18 protein-coding genes are annotated in these 17,032 nt (G+C 59.6%); 6 read left to right on the top strand and 12 right to left on the bottom strand.

Annotated elements, in window-relative coordinates:
- Positions 1–138 precede the first annotated feature (138 nt).
- The 5 genes from fliF to WNY61_RS07170 are packed head-to-tail and all read left to right on the top strand — an operon-like array spanning position 139 to position 4,847.
- Positions 139–1,842 carry a flagellar basal-body MS-ring/collar protein FliF gene (gene fliF / locus WNY61_RS07190; RefSeq protein ID WP_342850795.1) on the top strand — a complete coding sequence of 568 codons (1,704 nt, stop codon included), beginning with the start codon at positions 139–141 and terminating at the stop codon, positions 1,840–1,842.
- Positions 1,839–2,495 carry a FliH/SctL family protein gene (locus WNY61_RS07185; protein ID WP_342850794.1) on the top strand — a complete coding sequence of 219 codons (657 nt, stop codon included), beginning with the start codon at positions 1,839–1,841 and terminating at the stop codon, positions 2,493–2,495. The genes fliF and WNY61_RS07185 overlap by 4 nt, the downstream gene beginning before the upstream one ends.
- Positions 2,488–2,952, top strand: coding sequence for a FliM/FliN family flagellar motor switch protein (locus WNY61_RS07180; protein WP_342850793.1), 465 nt, complete (start codon positions 2,488–2,490; stop codon positions 2,950–2,952). Before WNY61_RS07185 ends, WNY61_RS07180 begins: the two co-directional genes overlap by 8 nt.
- A complete protein-coding gene (fliP, locus tag WNY61_RS07175) occupies positions 2,939–3,775 on the top strand; it encodes a flagellar type III secretion system pore protein FliP (RefSeq protein ID WP_342850792.1) in 837 nt (278 codons plus the stop codon). Before WNY61_RS07180 ends, fliP begins: the two co-directional genes overlap by 14 nt.
- A 22-nt stretch (positions 3,776–3,797) precedes the next feature.
- The gene (locus tag WNY61_RS07170) at positions 3,798–4,847 is read left to right on the top strand and encodes a flagellar motor switch protein FliG (protein WP_342850791.1); all 1,050 of its coding nucleotides are present in this window, start codon (positions 3,798–3,800) and stop codon (positions 4,845–4,847) included.
- A 6-nt stretch (positions 4,848–4,853) separates the two neighbouring features.
- On the opposite strand, the gene WNY61_RS07165 is transcribed toward WNY61_RS07170, so the two are convergent.
- The 12 genes from WNY61_RS07165 to WNY61_RS07110 all read right to left on the bottom strand — a co-directional run bounded on the left by WNY61_RS07165 (position 4,854) and on the right by WNY61_RS07110 (position 16,165).
- Positions 4,854–5,687: a DUF1217 domain-containing protein gene (locus WNY61_RS07165; protein WP_342850790.1), complete on the bottom strand. Its 834-nt coding sequence runs from the start codon at positions 5,685–5,687 to the stop codon at positions 4,854–4,856.
- Positions 5,684–6,109 (bottom strand): flagellar biosynthesis repressor FlbT, encoded by a 426-nt coding sequence (locus WNY61_RS07160; protein WP_342850789.1) that lies wholly within the window; start codon positions 6,107–6,109, stop codon positions 5,684–5,686. The genes WNY61_RS07165 and WNY61_RS07160 overlap by 4 nt, the downstream gene beginning before the upstream one ends.
- Before the next feature lies 1 nt (position 6,110).
- A complete protein-coding gene (flaF, locus tag WNY61_RS07155; RefSeq protein ID WP_007117634.1) occupies positions 6,111–6,515 on the bottom strand; it encodes a flagellar biosynthesis regulator FlaF in 405 nt (134 codons plus the stop codon).
- A 100-nt stretch (positions 6,516–6,615) separates the two neighbouring features.
- Positions 6,616–7,584, bottom strand: a complete 969-nt coding sequence (locus tag WNY61_RS07150) for a flagellin (RefSeq protein WP_342850788.1) — start codon at positions 7,582–7,584, stop codon at positions 6,616–6,618.
- A gap of 120 nt (positions 7,585–7,704) precedes the next feature.
- Positions 7,705–8,634 carry a flagellin gene (locus WNY61_RS07145; protein ID WP_342850787.1) on the bottom strand — a complete coding sequence of 310 codons (930 nt, stop codon included), beginning with the start codon at positions 8,632–8,634 and terminating at the stop codon, positions 7,705–7,707.
- Positions 8,635–8,741: 107 nt separating this feature from the next.
- Positions 8,742–9,119: a hypothetical protein gene (locus WNY61_RS07140; protein ID WP_342850786.1), complete on the bottom strand. Its 378-nt coding sequence runs from the start codon at positions 9,117–9,119 to the stop codon at positions 8,742–8,744.
- Positions 9,116–9,418, bottom strand: a complete 303-nt coding sequence (locus WNY61_RS07135) for a rod-binding protein (protein WP_007117639.1) — start codon at positions 9,416–9,418, stop codon at positions 9,116–9,118. Before WNY61_RS07135 ends, WNY61_RS07140 begins: the two co-directional genes overlap by 4 nt.
- A 9-nt stretch (positions 9,419–9,427) precedes the next feature.
- Complete coding sequence (locus WNY61_RS07130) at positions 9,428–10,528, bottom strand: flagellar basal body P-ring protein FlgI (protein ID WP_342850785.1); 1,101 nt, start codon at positions 10,526–10,528, stop codon at positions 9,428–9,430.
- A gap of 15 nt (positions 10,529–10,543) precedes the next feature.
- Positions 10,544–11,605 carry a flagellin gene (locus WNY61_RS07125; protein WP_342850784.1) on the bottom strand — a complete coding sequence of 354 codons (1,062 nt, stop codon included), beginning with the start codon at positions 11,603–11,605 and terminating at the stop codon, positions 10,544–10,546.
- 7 nt (positions 11,606–11,612) lie between these two features.
- Entirely contained in the window at positions 11,613–13,019 is a 1,407-nt protein-coding gene (flgK, locus tag WNY61_RS07120; protein WP_342850783.1) for a flagellar hook-associated protein FlgK, read from the bottom strand.
- A 12-nt stretch (positions 13,020–13,031) separates the two neighbouring features.
- Complete coding sequence (locus WNY61_RS07115) at positions 13,032–14,300, bottom strand: flagellar hook protein FlgE (RefSeq protein WP_342850782.1); 1,269 nt, start codon at positions 14,298–14,300, stop codon at positions 13,032–13,034.
- A 98-nt stretch (positions 14,301–14,398) separates the two neighbouring features.
- Entirely contained in the window at positions 14,399–16,165 is a 1,767-nt protein-coding gene (locus tag WNY61_RS07110) for a hypothetical protein (protein ID WP_342850781.1), read from the bottom strand.
- A gap of 99 nt (positions 16,166–16,264) precedes the next feature.
- Here WNY61_RS07110 and flgF point away from each other — a divergent pair, with 99 nt between their 5' ends.
- Positions 16,265–17,008, top strand: coding sequence for a flagellar basal-body rod protein FlgF (gene flgF, locus WNY61_RS07105; protein ID WP_342850780.1), 744 nt, complete (start codon positions 16,265–16,267; stop codon positions 17,006–17,008).
- Positions 17,009–17,032 lie beyond the last annotated feature (24 nt).

Here is a 17,032-nt window from a genome sequence, read left to right as displayed (position 1 = left end):
AACAAATACATCCTCAATCAAGCTTTATTGCAACAGAAACCTGTTTATTTTTCGGTTCTCACAAGTATAAATTGATATATGCTTGCATAGTGACGACTGAGCGGAGAATGCTCGGACTATCCAACTGAGTGAGGGCCCGTGAATCAGATCGTTGAAAACCTTAAGGATTTAGGTCCAAAGCGGCTGGCACTTCTGGGCGGTATCGGCCTGGCAATCACTGCGGCCATTTTTATCGGCGCGCGGACCATCCTCGCCCCCACCTATGTCCCGGTTTACAGCCAGCTAAGCCCCGGCACCGCGTCGCAGATGATGCAGACGCTGGAGCAAGCAGGCCTGACGGTCGATCTGTCGCGCAATGGCGATACGATCTCTGTCGCGGAAGACGACATCGCCCGCGCCCGCATGGCGTTGGCCGATGCGGGGCTGCCGGGCGAAGGTGTGCCGGGTTGGGAAATTTTCGACAATATGTCCGGCATGGGGATGAACTCCTTCATGCAAAAGGTAAACCGGTTGCGCGCACTCGAAGGCGAGCTGGCCCGGTCGATCCAAACCATCAGCGGCATCAAGGCCGCGCGGGTGCATCTGGTGCTGCCCGAACGCGCCGCCTTTTCACGCAGCCGGGCCGAGGCCAGCGGCTCGGTCATCGTGCGCTCGCAAGCCAATGCCAGCATGACCCGCAGCCAAGCGCAGGCGATCCAAGCGCTGGTGGCCTCTGCCGTGGCGGATTTGGAAGCGCAGAACGTGACCGTCCTATCGGCGTCAGGCGAGACAATCCTGGCCAAAGACGACGGCGGCAGCTCTGACTTCTCGCTTCAGGGTCAACGCAGCATGATCGAAGAGCAACTGGCGCAGAAGGTTGAATCGATCCTGAATGCCCGCGTCGGGCCGGGCAATGCCCGCGTGCGCGTCAGCGTTGATCTGACGACCGAGCGTGAGGTGCGTGTGTCCCGCACGTTCGATCCCGCCCAGCAGGTCGCCCGCTCCATTGAGACCCGCGTGCGCAACTCCAATGAAACCGATCCGGCGGCGGCCACAGTCGATGTGGCCAACAACATCCCCGATGAGCTGCGCGACGATGCGGGCGGCGGCGCGGGCCAATCCACCCGCTCTGAGAATGACGAGATCATCAACTACGAGATCGGTTCGGTCCAAAGCGAGATGGTACGCGAGCCGGGCGATATCGAGCGTATCTCGGTCGCAGTTCTGGTGAACGGCAGCTATGGCACCCTGCCCGACGGCTCTGATGGGTACATCGAGCGCAGCGAAGAAGAGATGCAGCGCCTGAGCCAATTGGTCAGCACCGCCATCGGCTTTGATCAGGCCCGCGGCGATCAGGTGCAGGTCGATAGCCTACAGTTCCTTGATTTCGATTCCGAGTTCAGCAACCCCGCAGGCCGTGGGTTGGGCGCAGTACTAGCCGACAACGCCATGACCATCCTACGCTCGCTCTTTGCCCTAGCGCTGGTCGCGATCATCATGTTGCTGGGCGCGCGCCCCTTGCGCATGGTGCTGGATGCTACCCTGCCCCAGCCTGCGCTGGCCGGTGCTGGCGCAGACGCGGCCCTGCTCGGTGGCCCTGAAGAGGATAACGCCCCCAAAGCGTTGACCGGCGGCACTCAAAATGAGACCCCACAAAACCGCCTGCCCACCCCGGCAGGCGCGCAAACCGGCGCGGTGCTTGGCCCGATGGATGAAATGCCGCGCGATATGGTGCAGCTTGCCTCCGTTGAGGGTGCGGTCCACCACAGTAAGCTGCGCGCTGTCGCCGAACTGGCTGAGGACAACGCTGAAGATGCCCTGCGCGTGCTGGGCGATTGGCTGGCAGAAGGGGATGAGCTGTGATCACCACCCTGAAGCTGCAAAATTTCGACGAGGACGGCAAAAGCAAGCCGCAAGATCCAGCGCTACCCACGCCCGAAGAGATCGAGGCGAAGATCAAGAAGGCCCATAAACAGGGCCATATCGAAGGCTACCTTACCGGGGCTGACGCGGGCCGGGCCGAGATGCACCAAACCATGCAGGCCGAACATGCCGTGATGGCGGAAAAGCTGGCGCAGGAATTGGCGCGGTTGTCTCAAGCAATGCAGGCCCATCAAGAGGCGTTGGTGGCGCAGATCGTCGGATTTACCCTGCAAACCTGCGAGATCGTGTTGCCCGAGGTGATCGAGCGCCTCTCGACCGCGCGGGTGAAGAAGACCGTGACCCAATCGCTGAAAATGGCCATCGGATCGAGCCATATCAAAGTGCGACTGTCGCCCGCGACATTAGAGCAGATCGGCCCAGACCTGCGTCAACGCGCGGTCTATTACAAATGCGACGGCGTGCTAGACGTGCGCGCCGACGCCGACCTGCCCGACGGTGACGCCCGGATGGAATGGGACCACGGAAGCCTTGATTACGGCTTTAAAAAGATATGCGACCGCCTGCTCGCCGAGTTGCGCGACACCCATGCGCGGTCACTGAAAGCACAAAAGGAGACGGACGGACATGGATAAGCCTGACCTGCAATCGCCCAAAGACGACGACACCTCCGCAGAGGGCAAAGCGTCTGAGGCGACGCCAAAGACCACTGAACAGGACCAGCCACGCGCTGATGCATTCGGCAACACAGCCAGCCCAGGCGGCGATGATGCGGGGGTCTTCCCGCAGCTCGATACTGAGGATTCGCGCAACGCGCTTGCCCCCCGCCCCGAAGCGGGTGGCGCAGGCATCAACGCGATGCTGAATGTCGGTCTTGATGTGCAGATTGTGCTGGGCCAAGCCCGCATGCCGATCTCGCGCCTGCTGGAATTGACCCGCGGCTCCATCGTGGAATTGAACCGCAAAATCGGCGCGCCGGTCGATCTGATGGTCTCTGACCGTTTGGTTGCGCGCGGTGATCTTGTGAAGGTCGGCGAAGACCGGCTTGGCGTCTCCCTCACCCAAATCGTCAAGGATTATGTCCCTGACTGACCTCCCCTCCCCGCGCGCCTATGCGCCGGGCCGTTTGGGCCTTGCCCTGCTGGTGCTTCTCGCCAGCAGTGGCATGGCTATGGCCCAAGACGGGGGGTTTTTGGGGACGCTGTCAGATGTGATCGGGGATACCGCGCCGGGCAGCGATGAAAATGCCAATCTTTCGGGCCGGATCGTTCAGTTTATCGCGCTGATGACCGTGCTTAGCATCGCGCCGGGGCTTTTGGTCGTCATGACCAGCTTCACGCGCTTTGTGATTGTCCTGTCGATGCTGCGCTCGGCCCTCGGCCTGAACCAAACCCCGCCCAATATCGTGCTGACCTCGCTGGCGCTGTTCATGACCTTCTTTGTCATGCAGCCCGTGTTTGAAGACGCGTATGAGGCTGGCGTGCAGCCGCTGCTGGAAAACGCCATCGCCGAAGAGCAGGCGTTAGAACGGATCGCGGCCCCCTTCAAAAGCTTCATGTACGTCAACACCCGCCCCGAGGATTACGCGCTGTTCCTACGCATCGCCCCGGCGGACGAAGAAGCCGAAGAGACCCCCCTGCCCGCCTCGGCGGAGGAGGCCACCTTCCGCCATCTCGTCCCTGCCTTTATGATATCTGAACTGCGCCGTGCCTTTACCATCGGTTTTCTGATCTACCTGCCTTTCGTCGCCATCGACCTTATCATCGCATCGGTGCTGATGAGCGCGGGCATGATGATGCTGCCGCCAGTGCTGATCTCTTTGCCGTTCAAAGTGATCTTCTTTGTGCTGATTGATGGCTGGTACATGCTGGCCGGATCGCTGATTGAAAGCTATGTGCCGCTTGCCGGTGGCTGACCTGCTCTGAAAGGATCTATCTATGTCGACCAATGCCCTTTCCAAAACCCGCAGAAAGCCCCTCACTGTGGAGGATCTGAATGGTCCGACCAAGGCCGCCATCACGTTCCTGTGCCTGGGCGAGCAGACCGGCTCGGAACTTATGCAAAAGCTCGGCACAACAGAGATTGAGCGCATTACCAGCGCCATGAGCCGCCTCGGCCCGATCCCGGCTGAGGTGGTTGAACATGTGCTCAGAGAATTCACCCAGAAGGTCGTCAGCGGCACCGGGTCGGTTGTAGGATCGATCTCCTCAGCTGGATCAATGCTGCGCAAGTTTATGCCCGAAGAGCAGGTAACGAGCATTCTTGAGGGGCTCAAAAACAGCGAGCGTGAGAACGCCATGTGGCGCGGCTTTGGCGCGTTGAATGAGACGGTGATTGCCAATTACCTCAAGGGCGAACATGACCAGACGGCGGCGGCGATCCTCAACAACGTTGAGACCTCAGTCGCGGCCAAGGTGTTGCCCCTGCTGGGGCCAGAGCGCATGCAGGACATCGCAGAGCGCATGATCGCCATGGAGGCGGTGCCACTGCATATGATGCAGCAGATCGAAGAAACGCTGAAGCAAGACATCCTGTCGAACACGATGCACACCAGTTCGGTCGAGACGCATCAGCGCATGGCGGACCTGTTCAACCAATTGGACGTGCAGGCCTTCGAAGAACTATCGGGTGCGCTGGACGCGCGTATTCCGGACGCCTTCCAAGCGATCAAACAGCGCATGTTCGTCTTTGACGATCTGTTCAAACTGCCGATGCAGGATTTGGCGCAGGTGATGCGCGGGCTGGACGGGGCGACCCTGCCCATGGCCATGCGCGGCGCCAAGAAAGAGCAGCGCGATCACCTGATGGAATGCCTGCCGCAACGCTCGCGCCAGATGCTAATGGACGAAATGGCCGCCACCGGCCCGGTCCGTGGCCGCGATGTGCGCGCCGCTCAGGCTGCGATGGTGGAATATGCCAAGAGCCTTGCCGATGAAGGCACCATTGAGCTGCCATCGGCAGCTGAGGACGACGAATTCATCGAATAAGGCGGATTAGCGGTAAATGCTGGAGGCGCTGTAGCCGCCGGTGATCGTGGGGATGTTGATTGTGGCGGCTGTAAAGCTGCTGCCCTGCCCGATAGAGACAGCACCCTGCATCAGGGAGAGAACCGTGTTTGAGGCCGATGAGACACCCTCAACAGCGTCGTAAATCGCCGAGAACCGCGAGACGAGTTTGTCGACCTCGGCAGGGTCTTTCAGCTTTTCAATGTCGAACTTTTGCTCAAACAGAGCGATTTGTCGGTCAAGATCGACCCCAATCGCCTCATCTGGGACACCAAGCGCGCGGCGCATGAAGCTGCCGAGGTCTTCGTCCTTCAATACATCGAGCCAGGTGTTAATCTCAGACGCTTTGGCCTTGAACTCCAACGCAATGCGCGCGCCTTCATTATCTTCACCGGCTGAGTTCAAAACGACCCGTTCTTTGAACCGGTCGATCATCTCATCCTGCCAGCCAGTGCGATTGAAGTTAAAGCTCCGCCCGCCACCGGGGGCGAAGCCTAACGTATCGTACATATCTTTGATCTTTGGGTTGCTCAGCCGATTCACCAGAGCCGACGACTCGTCCGAATTGCTTTCCAGCGTTTTGCGGATCATCGCTTTGCCAAAGATCTGATCCTCAAGATCAAAGGCCCGCATGACGAAAGTATAAACTTCGGTATCGGCGACAAATTCCTTTGCAGATTTGATATCGCCGATACGCTCTTTAAAGGCTTCGATCTGCCGGGCGTTCAGGGCGTCGCTGGCGGCAAGATCAAGCTGTTTGTCGCGCGTTGCGTCAAACAGCTTTACTGCCACCTGCGTGCCTATGCCGCCCAGCGAAATCATGCGTGCGCGGCCTCATGGCTTGGCGTCGGGGCCATGGGACGCAGGTGCATCAGCTCGGTCTCGTATTTCAGGACCGCGCGCAATTCGCTCATTGCCTTGTAGAAATCGGACATGCTCACAAAGTTTGCTGCTTCCATGATCCGGGTGCGCATCTCAGCGCCAAAGCAACAGGCCAGGTCGGCCAAGCCCTGTTGGATCATCGGCAGGATCTGATCGCGGGTATCGGGGCGGATCAGGGCGGTCTGCACAAGGAAATAGACTTTGGAAACCGGTGTCGATTCCGCGTCTGGTTTCAGCAAGTCGGATTCCCGCACGATGTCAGCGCGGTTTTCGACTGTCAGCGCCTGACGGCGGTCGCCGTTGCGGATGACACAGCCGTTCACAACGACCCGTTCACGCGGTCTGAGTGTCAATTTGAGCATCTTACACCTCCCGCATGACTGGCGCCGCTTGACCAGCAAGGCCCGCTGCGATGTTGCCATTGATTTCCACCAGCCCTGCAAGGCGACCTTCGCCTGCCATCAGCGCGGTGCTGTGACGCTCCACCCAAAGTGCGATAGAAATGAGCGACGCCTTAAGTGCGTCGGGCATGGTGTTGCCCGGTTCGGCCAAGTCGTAGCGAAGCGCCGACCAGAACCGTTGATTTTCGTAGAGTGCATCGCGCAGACCAGTCGAAAGGATGTTCAAACGCTCGCTTTTGTCTTCGGTCGCATCAAAACCTTGGCCTTTTTCGGCAAGGTCATGTGTGACTCGCGATAGGATGCGGCGCTCGATCTGCCGCGGGGTTTCGCTTTCGCGAATTGTTCTTTTGTATGCTGCCAGCCCCATAGGAATTCTTCCTTATTCTTTGTTTTAACCTTTTCCGCCACGCATTCTAACGTGGTCGGTACGGGGCCGGAGCATGACGCCCCGGCCCCATCACCTGCCCTTAACGGAACAGGCTCAAGATGTTTTGCGGTGCCTGATTGGCGATCGACAGCGACTGCGATGCCAGCTGCTGCTGAACCTGCAGAGCCTGCAAACGGGCCGCTTCTTCTTCCATGTTGGCGTCAACCATGGCGCCCACACCGGAGTCGAGGTTGTCCGACAGCTTGGTCAGGAATTCCTGCTGACGCTCGATGGACTTCTCGGACTGACCCAGCGAAGTGGCTGCGTCGACGGTGTTCTGGGTTGCGGTGTCGGCCAAGGCCAGCACGTTGCCAAGGTATTCGTCACCATCAATGCCGCCCGATGCGTTCACATCTGTTGTGGCGCCCGCGCGGCTGGCAAAGCTATCCGCGATCAGGGTGAAGGTCTCAAGCTGTGCGTTGAGATCGACAGGCGACACGGTGATGGTCGTGGTTTGCAGTGCGCCCGCCGTATCGCGGCTGATACCGGTGATAATCGAACGGTCGGCCTGTGCGGCACTTGGTGTGGCACCAGCGGTGACGGCACCGTAGGCATCCATCGTACCGGCAACCGCATTCGCCCCAGCCGCGCCTTTTTTACCGGCGTTGACCAGATCGTCGCCGTTGAATGTCGACTGCGACATGATCGCTGCCATATCCGCAACAAGACGCGTCAGGTCAGACTCGATCTCGTCAAGGCCGCCTTTGTTTTCTTGGGCGAAGGCGACTTTGTCACGGAATTCAGTTGCCAGATCAGAGAACTGCTCTGCGCCAAGACGTGCAGTTGCGACCGAGTTCTTGGTCAGCGTCAGGCTTTCGTTGACGGCTTTGGTCATGCCGCTGTCGCCCTTCATGGTCTCAGAGATCGCGAAGTATGCCGCGTTGTCTTTGCCCGAAGAGACTTTCAGACCGGTAGAGATGCGGTCCTGGGTTTGGTTAAGGCCTTGGTTCACGCTACGCAGCGTAGACAGGGCATTCATTGCTGAGTTGTTTGTGTTAATCGAAGACATGATAGTGTCCAGTACTTTCTAGTAATTCATCATGTCGTCATTCTGACGACGGGGCGCGAGAACGCCCGAAAATCGTTCGATATCGTCTAGGTCAGGCGACAGTGCGCCTGACCAATTTTATTAACGGAAGAGGCTAAGGATGTTCTGCGGAGCCTGGTTGGCGATCGACAGGGACTGCGATGCCAACTGCTGCTGAACCTGCAGAGCCTGCAAGCGGGCCGCTTCTTCTTCCATGTTCGCGTCAACCATGGCGCCAACACCGGCATCGAGGTTGTCCGACAGCTTGGTCAGAAACTCTTGCTGACGCTCAATGGACTTCTCGGACTGACCCAGCGAAGTTGCGGCGTCAACGGTGGCCTGTGTCGCGGTATCGGAAGCGGCCAGAACTGTTGACAGGTAAGTGTCGCCAGTTGCCGAGCCTGCCTTGGCAGCAAAGCCCGTCGCGATTGCGTCGAACATTTCACGCTGAGCGTTAAGGTCCACAGGCGAAACCGTGATCGTTGTGGTCTGCAAAGTGCCTGCGGTGTCACGGCTGATGCCGGTGATGACACTGCGGTCAGCTGCCGCGGCGCTCGGTGTGGTCTCGGCAGTATAGGTGCCGTCAGCTGCAAAGGAGCTGTTGCCACTTGCGCCGCCGCCACCTGCGTTGACCAGATCGTCGCCGTTAAAGGTTGACTGCTCCATGATCGCGGTCATGTCCGCCACAAGACGTGTCAGGTCGGCTTCGATTTCGTCAAGGCCGCCCTGGTTTTCTTGTGCGAACGCGACCTTGTCGCGGAATTCAGTCGCCAGATCAGAGAACTGCTCAGCACCAAGACGCGCGGTTGCAACCGAGTTCTTGGTCAATGTCAGGCTTTCGTTCACGGCCTTAGTCATGCCGCTGTCGCCCTTCATCGTTTCCGAGATCGCGAAATACGCCGCATTGTCCTTACCGGAGGAAACCTTCAGACCGGTCGAGATGCGGTCTTGAGTTGTGCCAAGGTTCGAGTTGACGTTCCGCAGTGTTGCGAGAGCGTTCATTGCGGATGTGTTTGTGTTGATCGAAGACATGTTCTTATTCCAGACTATTCTAGTTCGTTATGTCGTCGTTCTGACAACTGCGGGGCGAACCCGCTTGATTACGTTTTTACGCCAAAAACTGGCAACATTGAGGCAATTCAGAAACTTTTGTCCACGCTTGCCATCAGTGTTGCGCGGTTGTCACGTTTTGCACCGCTTCGGCCGTAAATACCTGCAATGCTGTGCTTTTCCCGGAGTTGGGAAACTTGTTCGATCATGTCTGAGGTGGCTTGGCGGGCCAATTTCAGATGGTGATGATCGCGCGCAATCAGATCTTTTAGATCGCGCAATTTATCTTTGCTGACCGCTTCGGGGTCGTGGGTAAGCTGCTCTTCCAGCACGGCGGTGAGTCGGGCCTTTTCGCTGGCAAATTCGACCAACTGGTTGAACGCCCCGCCCTCAACCGCGGCGATTTCGCGGCGCAGCAGATTGCCCAATGCATCAACGGCGGCGAGTGCTTTACGTGGATCGCTCATCGGTCTGCCCCCGTTTGATAGCGCTGCATCGCGGTCTCAATGCTGCGCGCGATTCCGGTGGTGTTCTGCTCGGCAATGCTTTCGCCAATCGCGTTGGACAAAAAGCTGCGCCATGTCTCTTCCGCATGGCCCCCGCCAAAGCTGCCAATGTCGACGGTCGACAGCATCTCATCGACCATCTGACCGAGGAACATCGCTTCGAATTCTTTCGCCGATTCGGCTGTGACGGCATCCACCTGCGTGGGCGCGGGCTTGGCCGACGGGGTTGGCGCGGGGATTGGGAAAGACGGAAATTCCATGACCTGCCCTCAAATAATCTCAAGGTCAGCGTGCAAAGCACCCGCCGCCTTGATGGCTTGAAGAATGGAAATCGTCTCGGTCGCGCCAACACCGATGGCGTTCAGCCCGTCGACCAGACGTTGCAGGCTCACCGATCCGTCGATGACGGCAAATTTCGCGTCTTTCTCTTCGACGCCAACTGACGAATTCGGCACCACGACCGTTGTCCCGCCGATGGACAGCGATTCGGGTTGGCTGACGTTAAAGTCATCGCGCACCGTAACGGTCAGGCCGCCTTGGCTGACCGCGACGCGGTCGATACGAACATTCGCGCCGATGACGATGGTGCCAGAGCGGGCGTCGATGACAACTTTGGCGATTTGATCCGGCTGAACTTGCAGCGGCTCGATCAAGGCCATCGTCTCCATCAACGATCCTTTGCCGTAAGCGGAAACCGTGATTGTGCGCGAATCGATGGCAGTGGCGACCGGGCCCATGGCTTGGTTAATTGCCGCCTCGACCCGTTGCGCGGTCACGAAATCGGCGTTGCGCAGGGCCAGTTTGATGCTTGTCATCTCGCTGAAGTTAAAATCAACCTCGCGCTCGACGATGGCGCCATTGTCGATCCGCGCGCCGGTTGGCACGCCTTCGACGATGGAGGCGTTAAGCCCTTGGGCGGCGAAACCCGCGACGGCAATCGGGCCCTGAGCGACGGCGTAAATCTCACCATCGGCGGCGGTCAGCGGCGTGACGATCAGCGTGCCGCCGCGCAGAGAAGACGCATCACCCAGTGACGACACGACCACGTCAATGGTGCTGCCCATCCGCGCGAAAGGCGGCAGGGAGGCGGTAACCATGACGGCTGCGGTGTTGGCCGTGCGCATCTGGTCTTCGGTCAGGTTGCCGATGCCAAGCCGCTCCAACATGCCCTCAATCGCGCGTTCGGTGAAAGGCGCGTTGCGCAGGCTGTCGCCCGTGCCGTTGAGGCCCACAACCAGACCGTAGCCAACCAATTGGTTCGACCGCACGCCTTCAACGGTAACGATATCCTTGATCCGCACCTGCGCTGCCGCCGGCGCGGCAAGCGCGAAGGTGAGGCCAATTAGCAGCAGTTTAACAATGGCGTTCATGGTCGGCGGTTCCGATTAAAGGTAGTTCAAAAAGGACAAGCGCGAAAGGCGCGCGGTGACGGCATAGCTGGACTCGAGCTGGTTCTGTAATTGGGTCAAACGGGTGGCCGCATCATATTGATCGACGCCTTCAAGGTTCATCACCTCCCCATTTAAAAACAGCGCCCGGCTTTCTTGGGCCGAGATTGTATCGGCCAGTTGACCGCGTTTCAGGCCGGTCTGGGTTTCGAGATCGGTCAACCCTTCGAGCCCGGCACCTATGGCGCTGCGGGCCTCGGTCAGCCAGGCGTCGCGAGCCGCCTCGTCAGGGATATCGCTGGGGTTAAACGCGCTGAGCATCGCCAGACCGCGCATCAGATCACGCATCGCGGGATCGTTGGCTTGGGCGGTTTGGGTCAAGGTTTGAGTTTCAGATGTGCGAGAGGTTAACGGGGGATTGCCCGTTGGCGCACCGTTGTAAAAGGTGTTCTCAAAATTGTTGGCCGGATCGGCGGCGGTATCGCTGAAGGCTGCTTTCAGCCCGTCGATCGCCGTCTGCACGTCTGCCAGCGTTGCAGGCACGCCCCCGATCACATTCGCCACCGCGTTGGCTGGGGAAACGCCGCTGTTGGGGTTTTGTACGTCCCATGTTTGCAACGGGTTCGTGTCACTGCGCGTGCCAGACATGAGAAAACCGGAACTGTCGCTCACGGCTGCGCGCTCTAACATCTGATCCAAGGCCGTGCGCGCCGCTTGTTGCAGGTACGTTGTCGACAACCCACCCGCGCTGTCCGACGAAAAGGCCTGCTCTAGCACGGATTGGCCGACATCGCGCATTGCCCCAAGCGACGTTTCCACCGCTAGAAAGCGGCGATCCAGCAACGCGTTCGAGGTCAGGAAGCCATCGTTGCGGGTGATCTGCATCCGGATGGCGATGGCATCGGCGGAACGGTGGCCCAGATCGTCATAGGGGTTGGCCTTGATGCCTGTTGTCACCTCTTTGGAGACATCCGAAATCTCGGCAGCAAGGCGGCTGGTTTGCTCGCGCTGGCGCAGGCTTTGCAAGGCGGTAGAAATGGTGCGGGAAATTTCGGTCATCTCAGTCTCACACGCTGGCCAGAAGGGTATCGAGCATGTCGCTCAGGCTGCTCAGGACTTGCGAATTGGCACCGTAGGCCTGCTCGATTTCCAATAGCTTTTGCAGTTCGATGTCGATGTTGACGCCCTCGATACTGCTGCGATTATCCTCAAAGGTGACAAGCCGCACACGCGCAGTTTCGGCTTGGGCGTCGGCACCGACGCGCAGAACATTCTGCTGGCTCACCATATCAGCGGCGAAATCGCCCAGACGCGCAGTGGTGCTAAGGCCTGTCGCGGCGTCAAAGGTTAGACCAGTCTCAAGAACATCGACAAAAGCGTTCAGTTGGGTCGTGTCGCCCGGCTCTCCTTGAATGGTGGCCCCGGCACCATCACGTAGACGCCAAAGCGCGCCCCCTTTATCGGGCTGTACGCTGTTGTTAATCGAAAGCCGTCCTGCAAGCCCATCTAGCGCTGCCGCGTCAAAGGCGCCGCCCGCGTCGGTGAAAAGCCCGGGCTGTCCTGCCCCGACAGAGGCATCGGCGCTCTCAAAACTCTGCACCAGCCCGCGCGCGAATTCGTCCAGCTGGAGCTTCATTTGAGGTAGATCATTCGCGATCAACCCAGTCAGTCCGGCAAGACGCCCGCTATCAGAGCCCCGCGCCGTGGCGCGCCCTGGTGTGATGTCGATGGTTCCGGCCATCAGCGTGCCGGTTTCACGATTTGCGGTCAGCCGCACGGCCTCGTCGCCCTGGACCAGTTCGGTGCCACCGGTCGTGTGCAACGTCAGCGATCCGTCAGATTCCCAGCGGCTTTGAAAATCCATCTGGCTGCCCAAAGCATCAAGGCGGCGGTTCATCTCGTCCATCAACCCGGCTGTGCCTGTGCCGTCCCCCCCGACCAGACGCAGGCGCTCGTTCAACTCGGCTATGTCGGCCAGCGCCTCATTCACCTCGGTGACACTTTGAACAAAGCTGTCCCCGGCCTGGACGCGGCTGGCCTCAAGCGCGACGGCGGCTTGGTTGATGCTGTTCACCAACGTTTCGCTGCGCGACAGAAGGTCATTTTGCGCCGCCGGATCCGACGGGTTGTTTGCCAACAGGTCTAACCCCGCCTGAAACTCAGCCAGCCGCGCGGCGGGAGAGACCTCGTCCCCCGGCTCGCCCAAGGTAAGAAGGTAGCTGCCAAGCACCTCTCCGGTAACAGAGGCCGCGCCCAACTGCGCCGAAGCGCCGCGCGTCATCCCCGCCAAACGTTCATCCACCTGCCGTGCCACGCGCAGATCAACCGAATTGTTCCCGGTGACCTGTACGGCTTCGCGCCGCGCATAGCCTTCGGTCTGCGCATTCGCGATGTTGCCCGCAACAAGGCTGGCGCGACCTTCCGTCGTGCTTAGGCCGCTGCGGGCGATGTTAAAGGCAGAGGAGATGCTCATTCATGCACCAGATTAGCGTTTGATATTCAGGGTTTCACTCAGCATTTCGTCGCTGGTGGTGATGATCTTGGCGCTTGAGGAATAGGCCCGTTGGGTCTGGATCAGATCAGTTAATTCCTGCGCGATATCCACGTTGGAGCCTTCCAGCGCATTGCTGTTGATGCTGCCCAAGCCGTTCAGCATCGGATTGCCGAGGCTTACCGCACCTGAATCGCGGGTGGCGACATAGGCGTTGCCGTCAATCGACTGCATCTGATCTGGGTTGGCGACATTGGCGAGCGGCACTTGGAAAAGCGCACGACGCTGACCATTGTCAAAAACCCCAAAGAGAACGCCGGAATCGCTCATCTCGGCGCGTTCTAGGCTGCCGGTTTCGGTCCCGTCATCGGTGAAGGCTGGGGGCGTGTAGTCGCCAGAGAACTGGGTCATCCCGCCGAATGTTCCGGGCGCGCCAAAGTCGATTTCCAAGGCCTGCGGTGTGCCGCCATTGGTGATCGACAGCGTCACCACGCCCGTCGCGGGGTCAATCGGCAAGGTGCCGGGGGTGTAGCTTGCAGGGCTGCCCGCATCTGCGCCGCTGTCGGTGAAATTCACGGTCGCATCGCCATAGTTGGTGCCCGCCTCATCGGTGATGCTGACGGTCCATTCGTTGTCCACAGCCCCCGGTGTCCACGACAGGGTCATCGCATCGCTGCCGCCCAGTTGGTTGACGTAGCGCAATGTGGATTCAAATGCCGTGCCGGTGGTGCCGGGGCCGGTTTCTTGAGCCGGCACATTGCCCGACACACCCACGCTAGAGCTCGGCGTGCCCTGCACCTGATAGCTCGCGATATTCACGGTGCTCAGGTCATTATAGCTGGTGCTGCTGACGCTGCCGGTGTTCCCTGCCGCATCGGTAGGAAAGCCGGATAAAAAATAGCCAGCAGAGTTGCGGAGGTTGCCATTCTGATCCGGGGTAAAGGATCCCGCCCGGGTCAGGTAGTAGTTCGATTCAACAGGATCGTTGGCATTGCGCGACACCACGAAAAAGCCATCGCCCTGCACCGCCAGATCGGTGGTGCTGTCGGTGCCCACGATATTGCCATTGGTAGAGATATTGGCCCGCACATCCGTCAACACGCCCGCTTGGGTCGACCCGGTGTTTTGGGTGACGAATTCCGAAAAGGTCCGCCGATAGCCGACCGTATTGGCGTTTGCGATGTTGCTAGAGATGTTCTGCACGCGGGAGGAGTTGGCCTGCAACCCGCTGACCCCGATTTGAAGGGCGCTTGTAATGCTCATGACTTGATCCTGCTCGTTCTTGTTATTCTTGGGTTATACATGACAAAGCCGATTCTTCATGAGCAAAGCAAGAATAAAAATTTCATTTGATATTTATGTCACTGACTTTCCTTGACATCCGTCACTTTTGTCACGGCATCAAGGATACGATCAGCGCTTTCCATGCTCAGCCGCATCACGTCTGATCCCAGCGGCCCTTCTTCAACGGGGCGCGCACCCAGCCCCCCTGCAATCTCTGCCCACCCGGGCAGTTCTGCGAGGGACGGAAACTCTGTTGCCGTGCGCGCCACGGTCTCGCTGTCCCCTGATTGATAGGCGGCAAGGGTAAGCCGGGTGGCATCGGCAAAGGCGAACTGCTGGGGATGCGCCTCCCACATCTCAAGGAACGCTTGCCGGGCCGAGCCCCATTTACCGGTCTCATACAACGCCACGGCGCGGCTGCGGCGCAGGTCCATATCTTGAGCGCGCAGGCGCAGAGCCGCCAGCTCATCCGAGCGGCCTGCCTGTGCCAAAGCGTCGACCAACAACGCCTCGGCCTCTGCCCCTTGATCGTCTGCATAGCCGCTCAGCAGATCAACGGCTGCATCCGCCTGCCCACCCGCCAAAAGCGCGCGCGCTTCACCGCGGCGCAGCTTAGCAATGAGGGTCGCATCGGGGGCATTCGTTCCGACACCCTCCAAGGCCTCAGCCAGCTCTCGCAGGGCGCGGAACTCTCGCGCGGCAAGGGCGGTCATGCCCGTATCCAGCAAGCGCTGCGGGACAGCTACGGCATGGCCGACAAAACCCGGATCAAAGCGCCAGCGGGTGCCGATGCGTGCATGTCCCTCAAGGAAGCTCCCGAGGTCCAGCTCACCGGCCGCCCCAGCCGCATAAAAAGCACCATAGATCGCACGGGCCCGCTCAAGCAGCGCTTCAGCCTCTTCCTTCGATGCGTCGCGCTGCAGGTTATGTAAAGCCCACAGGGCAGTATCGGTTTCGCCCTGCTCAGCTGCCATATCCGCCAAAAGCGTCACACCATCGCGCGCGATGGCATCGCCACTCCACGTCCAGCGTGCGGCTTTCAGCAATGACAATGCGTCCTCAAGCGGCAAGACATCGGCTGCACGCCCCATCCGAACCAAGGCCAGACGCGCCCGTTGTGCATAGGCATCGCGGCCCTGCGCGGATTGGGCATATCCTTCGAATGCCATCAATAGATCGCCCGAAAGTTCTGACGCGCGCGCCAGCAGGAAACGATAGGCCGGGCCGTCTCGCAACTCTGGATGCTTGGGGAACTCCGCCGCCAGGGCCTGCGCCACTTCCCAATCCTCTGCGGCCAAAGCGGCTTCAAGCAGATCGGGCAAGACTGCCGCCTGCATGGCGGGGGACAGTGTGCCGAGGCTTTCCACCGTACGAGGCATAAGCCGCGCGGCTTCATCTGTCGCACCAAGCCGCGCAAAGGCCGCCGCGCGCAAGGCCTGCCCCTGCGTCCAACCAACTGACCACGACACCGCCTGCCCCAGTGCGCCGCCCTCTGCCGTGTCACTGTCAAGCAGGGCAAGCGCAAGGGCCAGCGTCCGATGCCGCCGCTCTGTATCATCTGACAGAGCTTCAGCATCAAGCGCGTCTAGAAATCCAGCCGCCTCCGGGCGCATCATCCACGCAAGGTGCAATTCCGAAAGATCTAGCAGTGCATGAGTACGCGCCGGATCATCCTTGCCGGTCGACGCCAGAAGCGTCGCCATCAACTTTTCACGCGCTGCAAGGAAATCCCGCTCTCCGTGATCTGCCAAGGCCAAAGGCGCAAAGACAGACCCCTCCTGCCCCGCCACAGGCGCGGCCAAGATCAAAGAAAGACCAAGAACAATGTTGTGCAGATGCTTCATTCTATGAATAGATGCACTTTATTCTTGTAAAGATCCATTCTTTATTTCAGACTGATCTTCAATAAAGTCACGCCATCCTTGCCCCAACTGAGGCCCGCCATGACGGAAACCAGCCATATCAGCATGTCGCTGGCGACTTCCCTCCAGCGCCAGCTCGACATCACTGCCAACAACATCGCCAACGCCAGCACTGCGGGCTACAAGGGCGAGCATGTGGTGTTCGAGGCGCTGTTGCAGAACAACACCGCGATGGGCGACGATCAGGCAGCTTTTGTCAGCGACACCGGATCCTACATCGACACCCGCCCCGGTGCGCTATCGCAAACCGGCAACCCGCTGGATGTGGCGCTGCATGGCGAGGGCTGGTTCAGCTATGAAACGGCCGACGGGCAGCAGGCCTATGGCCGCGATGGCAGCTTTACCCTCGACACACAGGGCAATCTGACGCTTTTGTCAGGGGCCAAGGTACTGGATGCAGGCGGTGCGCCGATCCAACTGCCGACCGAAGGCTTGGGCGATATCAATATTTCCGAAGACGGCACCATTTCGGGCAGTGAGACAGGCCCGCTGGGCCGGATCGGCGTTTTCGATGTCCCGGAAATTCAGAGCTATAAGCGCCTTGGCGCAGGCATGTTGGTGGCCCCCGAGGGTGCTGCCAAACCCGCCGTGGCCGAGAGCGTACAGGTGCGCCAAGGGACCCTAGAGCTGAGCAACGTCAATCCGGTGCGCGAGATGACCCGGCTGATCGACGTGCAGCGCGCCTATGAGCGTACAAATACAATGATGGGCAATGCGGACGACTTGCGCCGCGACTCGCTCAAACGGATCGCGCAGGCGGTCTGACCCCGACATCCGTGAAACGGAAGG

Source organism: Sulfitobacter sp. AS92 (assembly GCF_038900015.1).
Lineage (GTDB): Bacteria > Pseudomonadota > Alphaproteobacteria > Rhodobacterales > Rhodobacteraceae > Sulfitobacter.
This window is presented reverse-complemented; position numbering and strand designations above follow the sequence as displayed.

Bases quoted from the DNA above. Each gene is read 5' to 3' on its own strand.
- WNY61_RS07180 (WP_342850793.1), top strand. From the start codon at position 2,488: ATGGATAAGCCTGACCTGCAATCGCCCAAAGACGACGACACCTCCGCA.
- fliP (WP_342850792.1), top strand. From the start codon at position 2,939: ATGTCCCTGACTGACCTCCCCTCCCCGCGCGCCTATGCGCCGGGCCGT.
- WNY61_RS07170 (WP_342850791.1), top strand. From the start codon at position 3,798: ATGTCGACCAATGCCCTTTCCAAAACCCGCAGAAAGCCCCTCACTGTG.
- WNY61_RS07165 (WP_342850790.1), bottom strand. From the start codon at position 5,687: ATGATTTCGCTGGGCGGCATAGGCACGCAGGTGGCAGTAAAGCTGTTT.
- WNY61_RS07160 (WP_342850789.1), bottom strand. From the start codon at position 6,109: ATGCTCAAATTGACACTCAGACCGCGTGAACGGGTCGTTGTGAACGGC.
- flaF (WP_007117634.1), bottom strand. From the start codon at position 6,515: ATGGGGCTGGCAGCATACAAAAGAACAATTCGCGAAAGCGAAACCCCG.
- WNY61_RS07150 (WP_342850788.1), bottom strand. From the start codon at position 7,584: ATGTCTTCGATTAACACAAACAACTCAGCAATGAATGCCCTGTCTACG.
- WNY61_RS07145 (WP_342850787.1), bottom strand. From the start codon at position 8,634: ATGTCTTCGATCAACACAAACACATCCGCAATGAACGCTCTCGCAACA.
- WNY61_RS07140 (WP_342850786.1), bottom strand. From the start codon at position 9,119: ATGAGCGATCCACGTAAAGCACTCGCCGCCGTTGATGCATTGGGCAAT.
- WNY61_RS07135 (WP_007117639.1), bottom strand. From the start codon at position 9,418: ATGGAATTTCCGTCTTTCCCAATCCCCGCGCCAACCCCGTCGGCCAAG.
- WNY61_RS07130 (WP_342850785.1), bottom strand. From the start codon at position 10,528: ATGAACGCCATTGTTAAACTGCTGCTAATTGGCCTCACCTTCGCGCTT.
- WNY61_RS07125 (WP_342850784.1), bottom strand. From the start codon at position 11,605: ATGACCGAAATTTCCCGCACCATTTCTACCGCCTTGCAAAGCCTGCGC.
- flgK (WP_342850783.1), bottom strand. From the start codon at position 13,019: ATGAGCATCTCCTCTGCCTTTAACATCGCCCGCAGCGGCCTAAGCACG.
- WNY61_RS07115 (WP_342850782.1), bottom strand. From the start codon at position 14,300: ATGAGCATTACAAGCGCCCTTCAAATCGGGGTCAGCGGGTTGCAGGCC.
- WNY61_RS07110 (WP_342850781.1), bottom strand. From the start codon at position 16,165: ATGAAGCATCTGCACAACATTGTTCTTGGTCTTTCTTTGATCTTGGCC.
- flgF (WP_342850780.1), top strand. From the start codon at position 16,265: ATGACGGAAACCAGCCATATCAGCATGTCGCTGGCGACTTCCCTCCAG.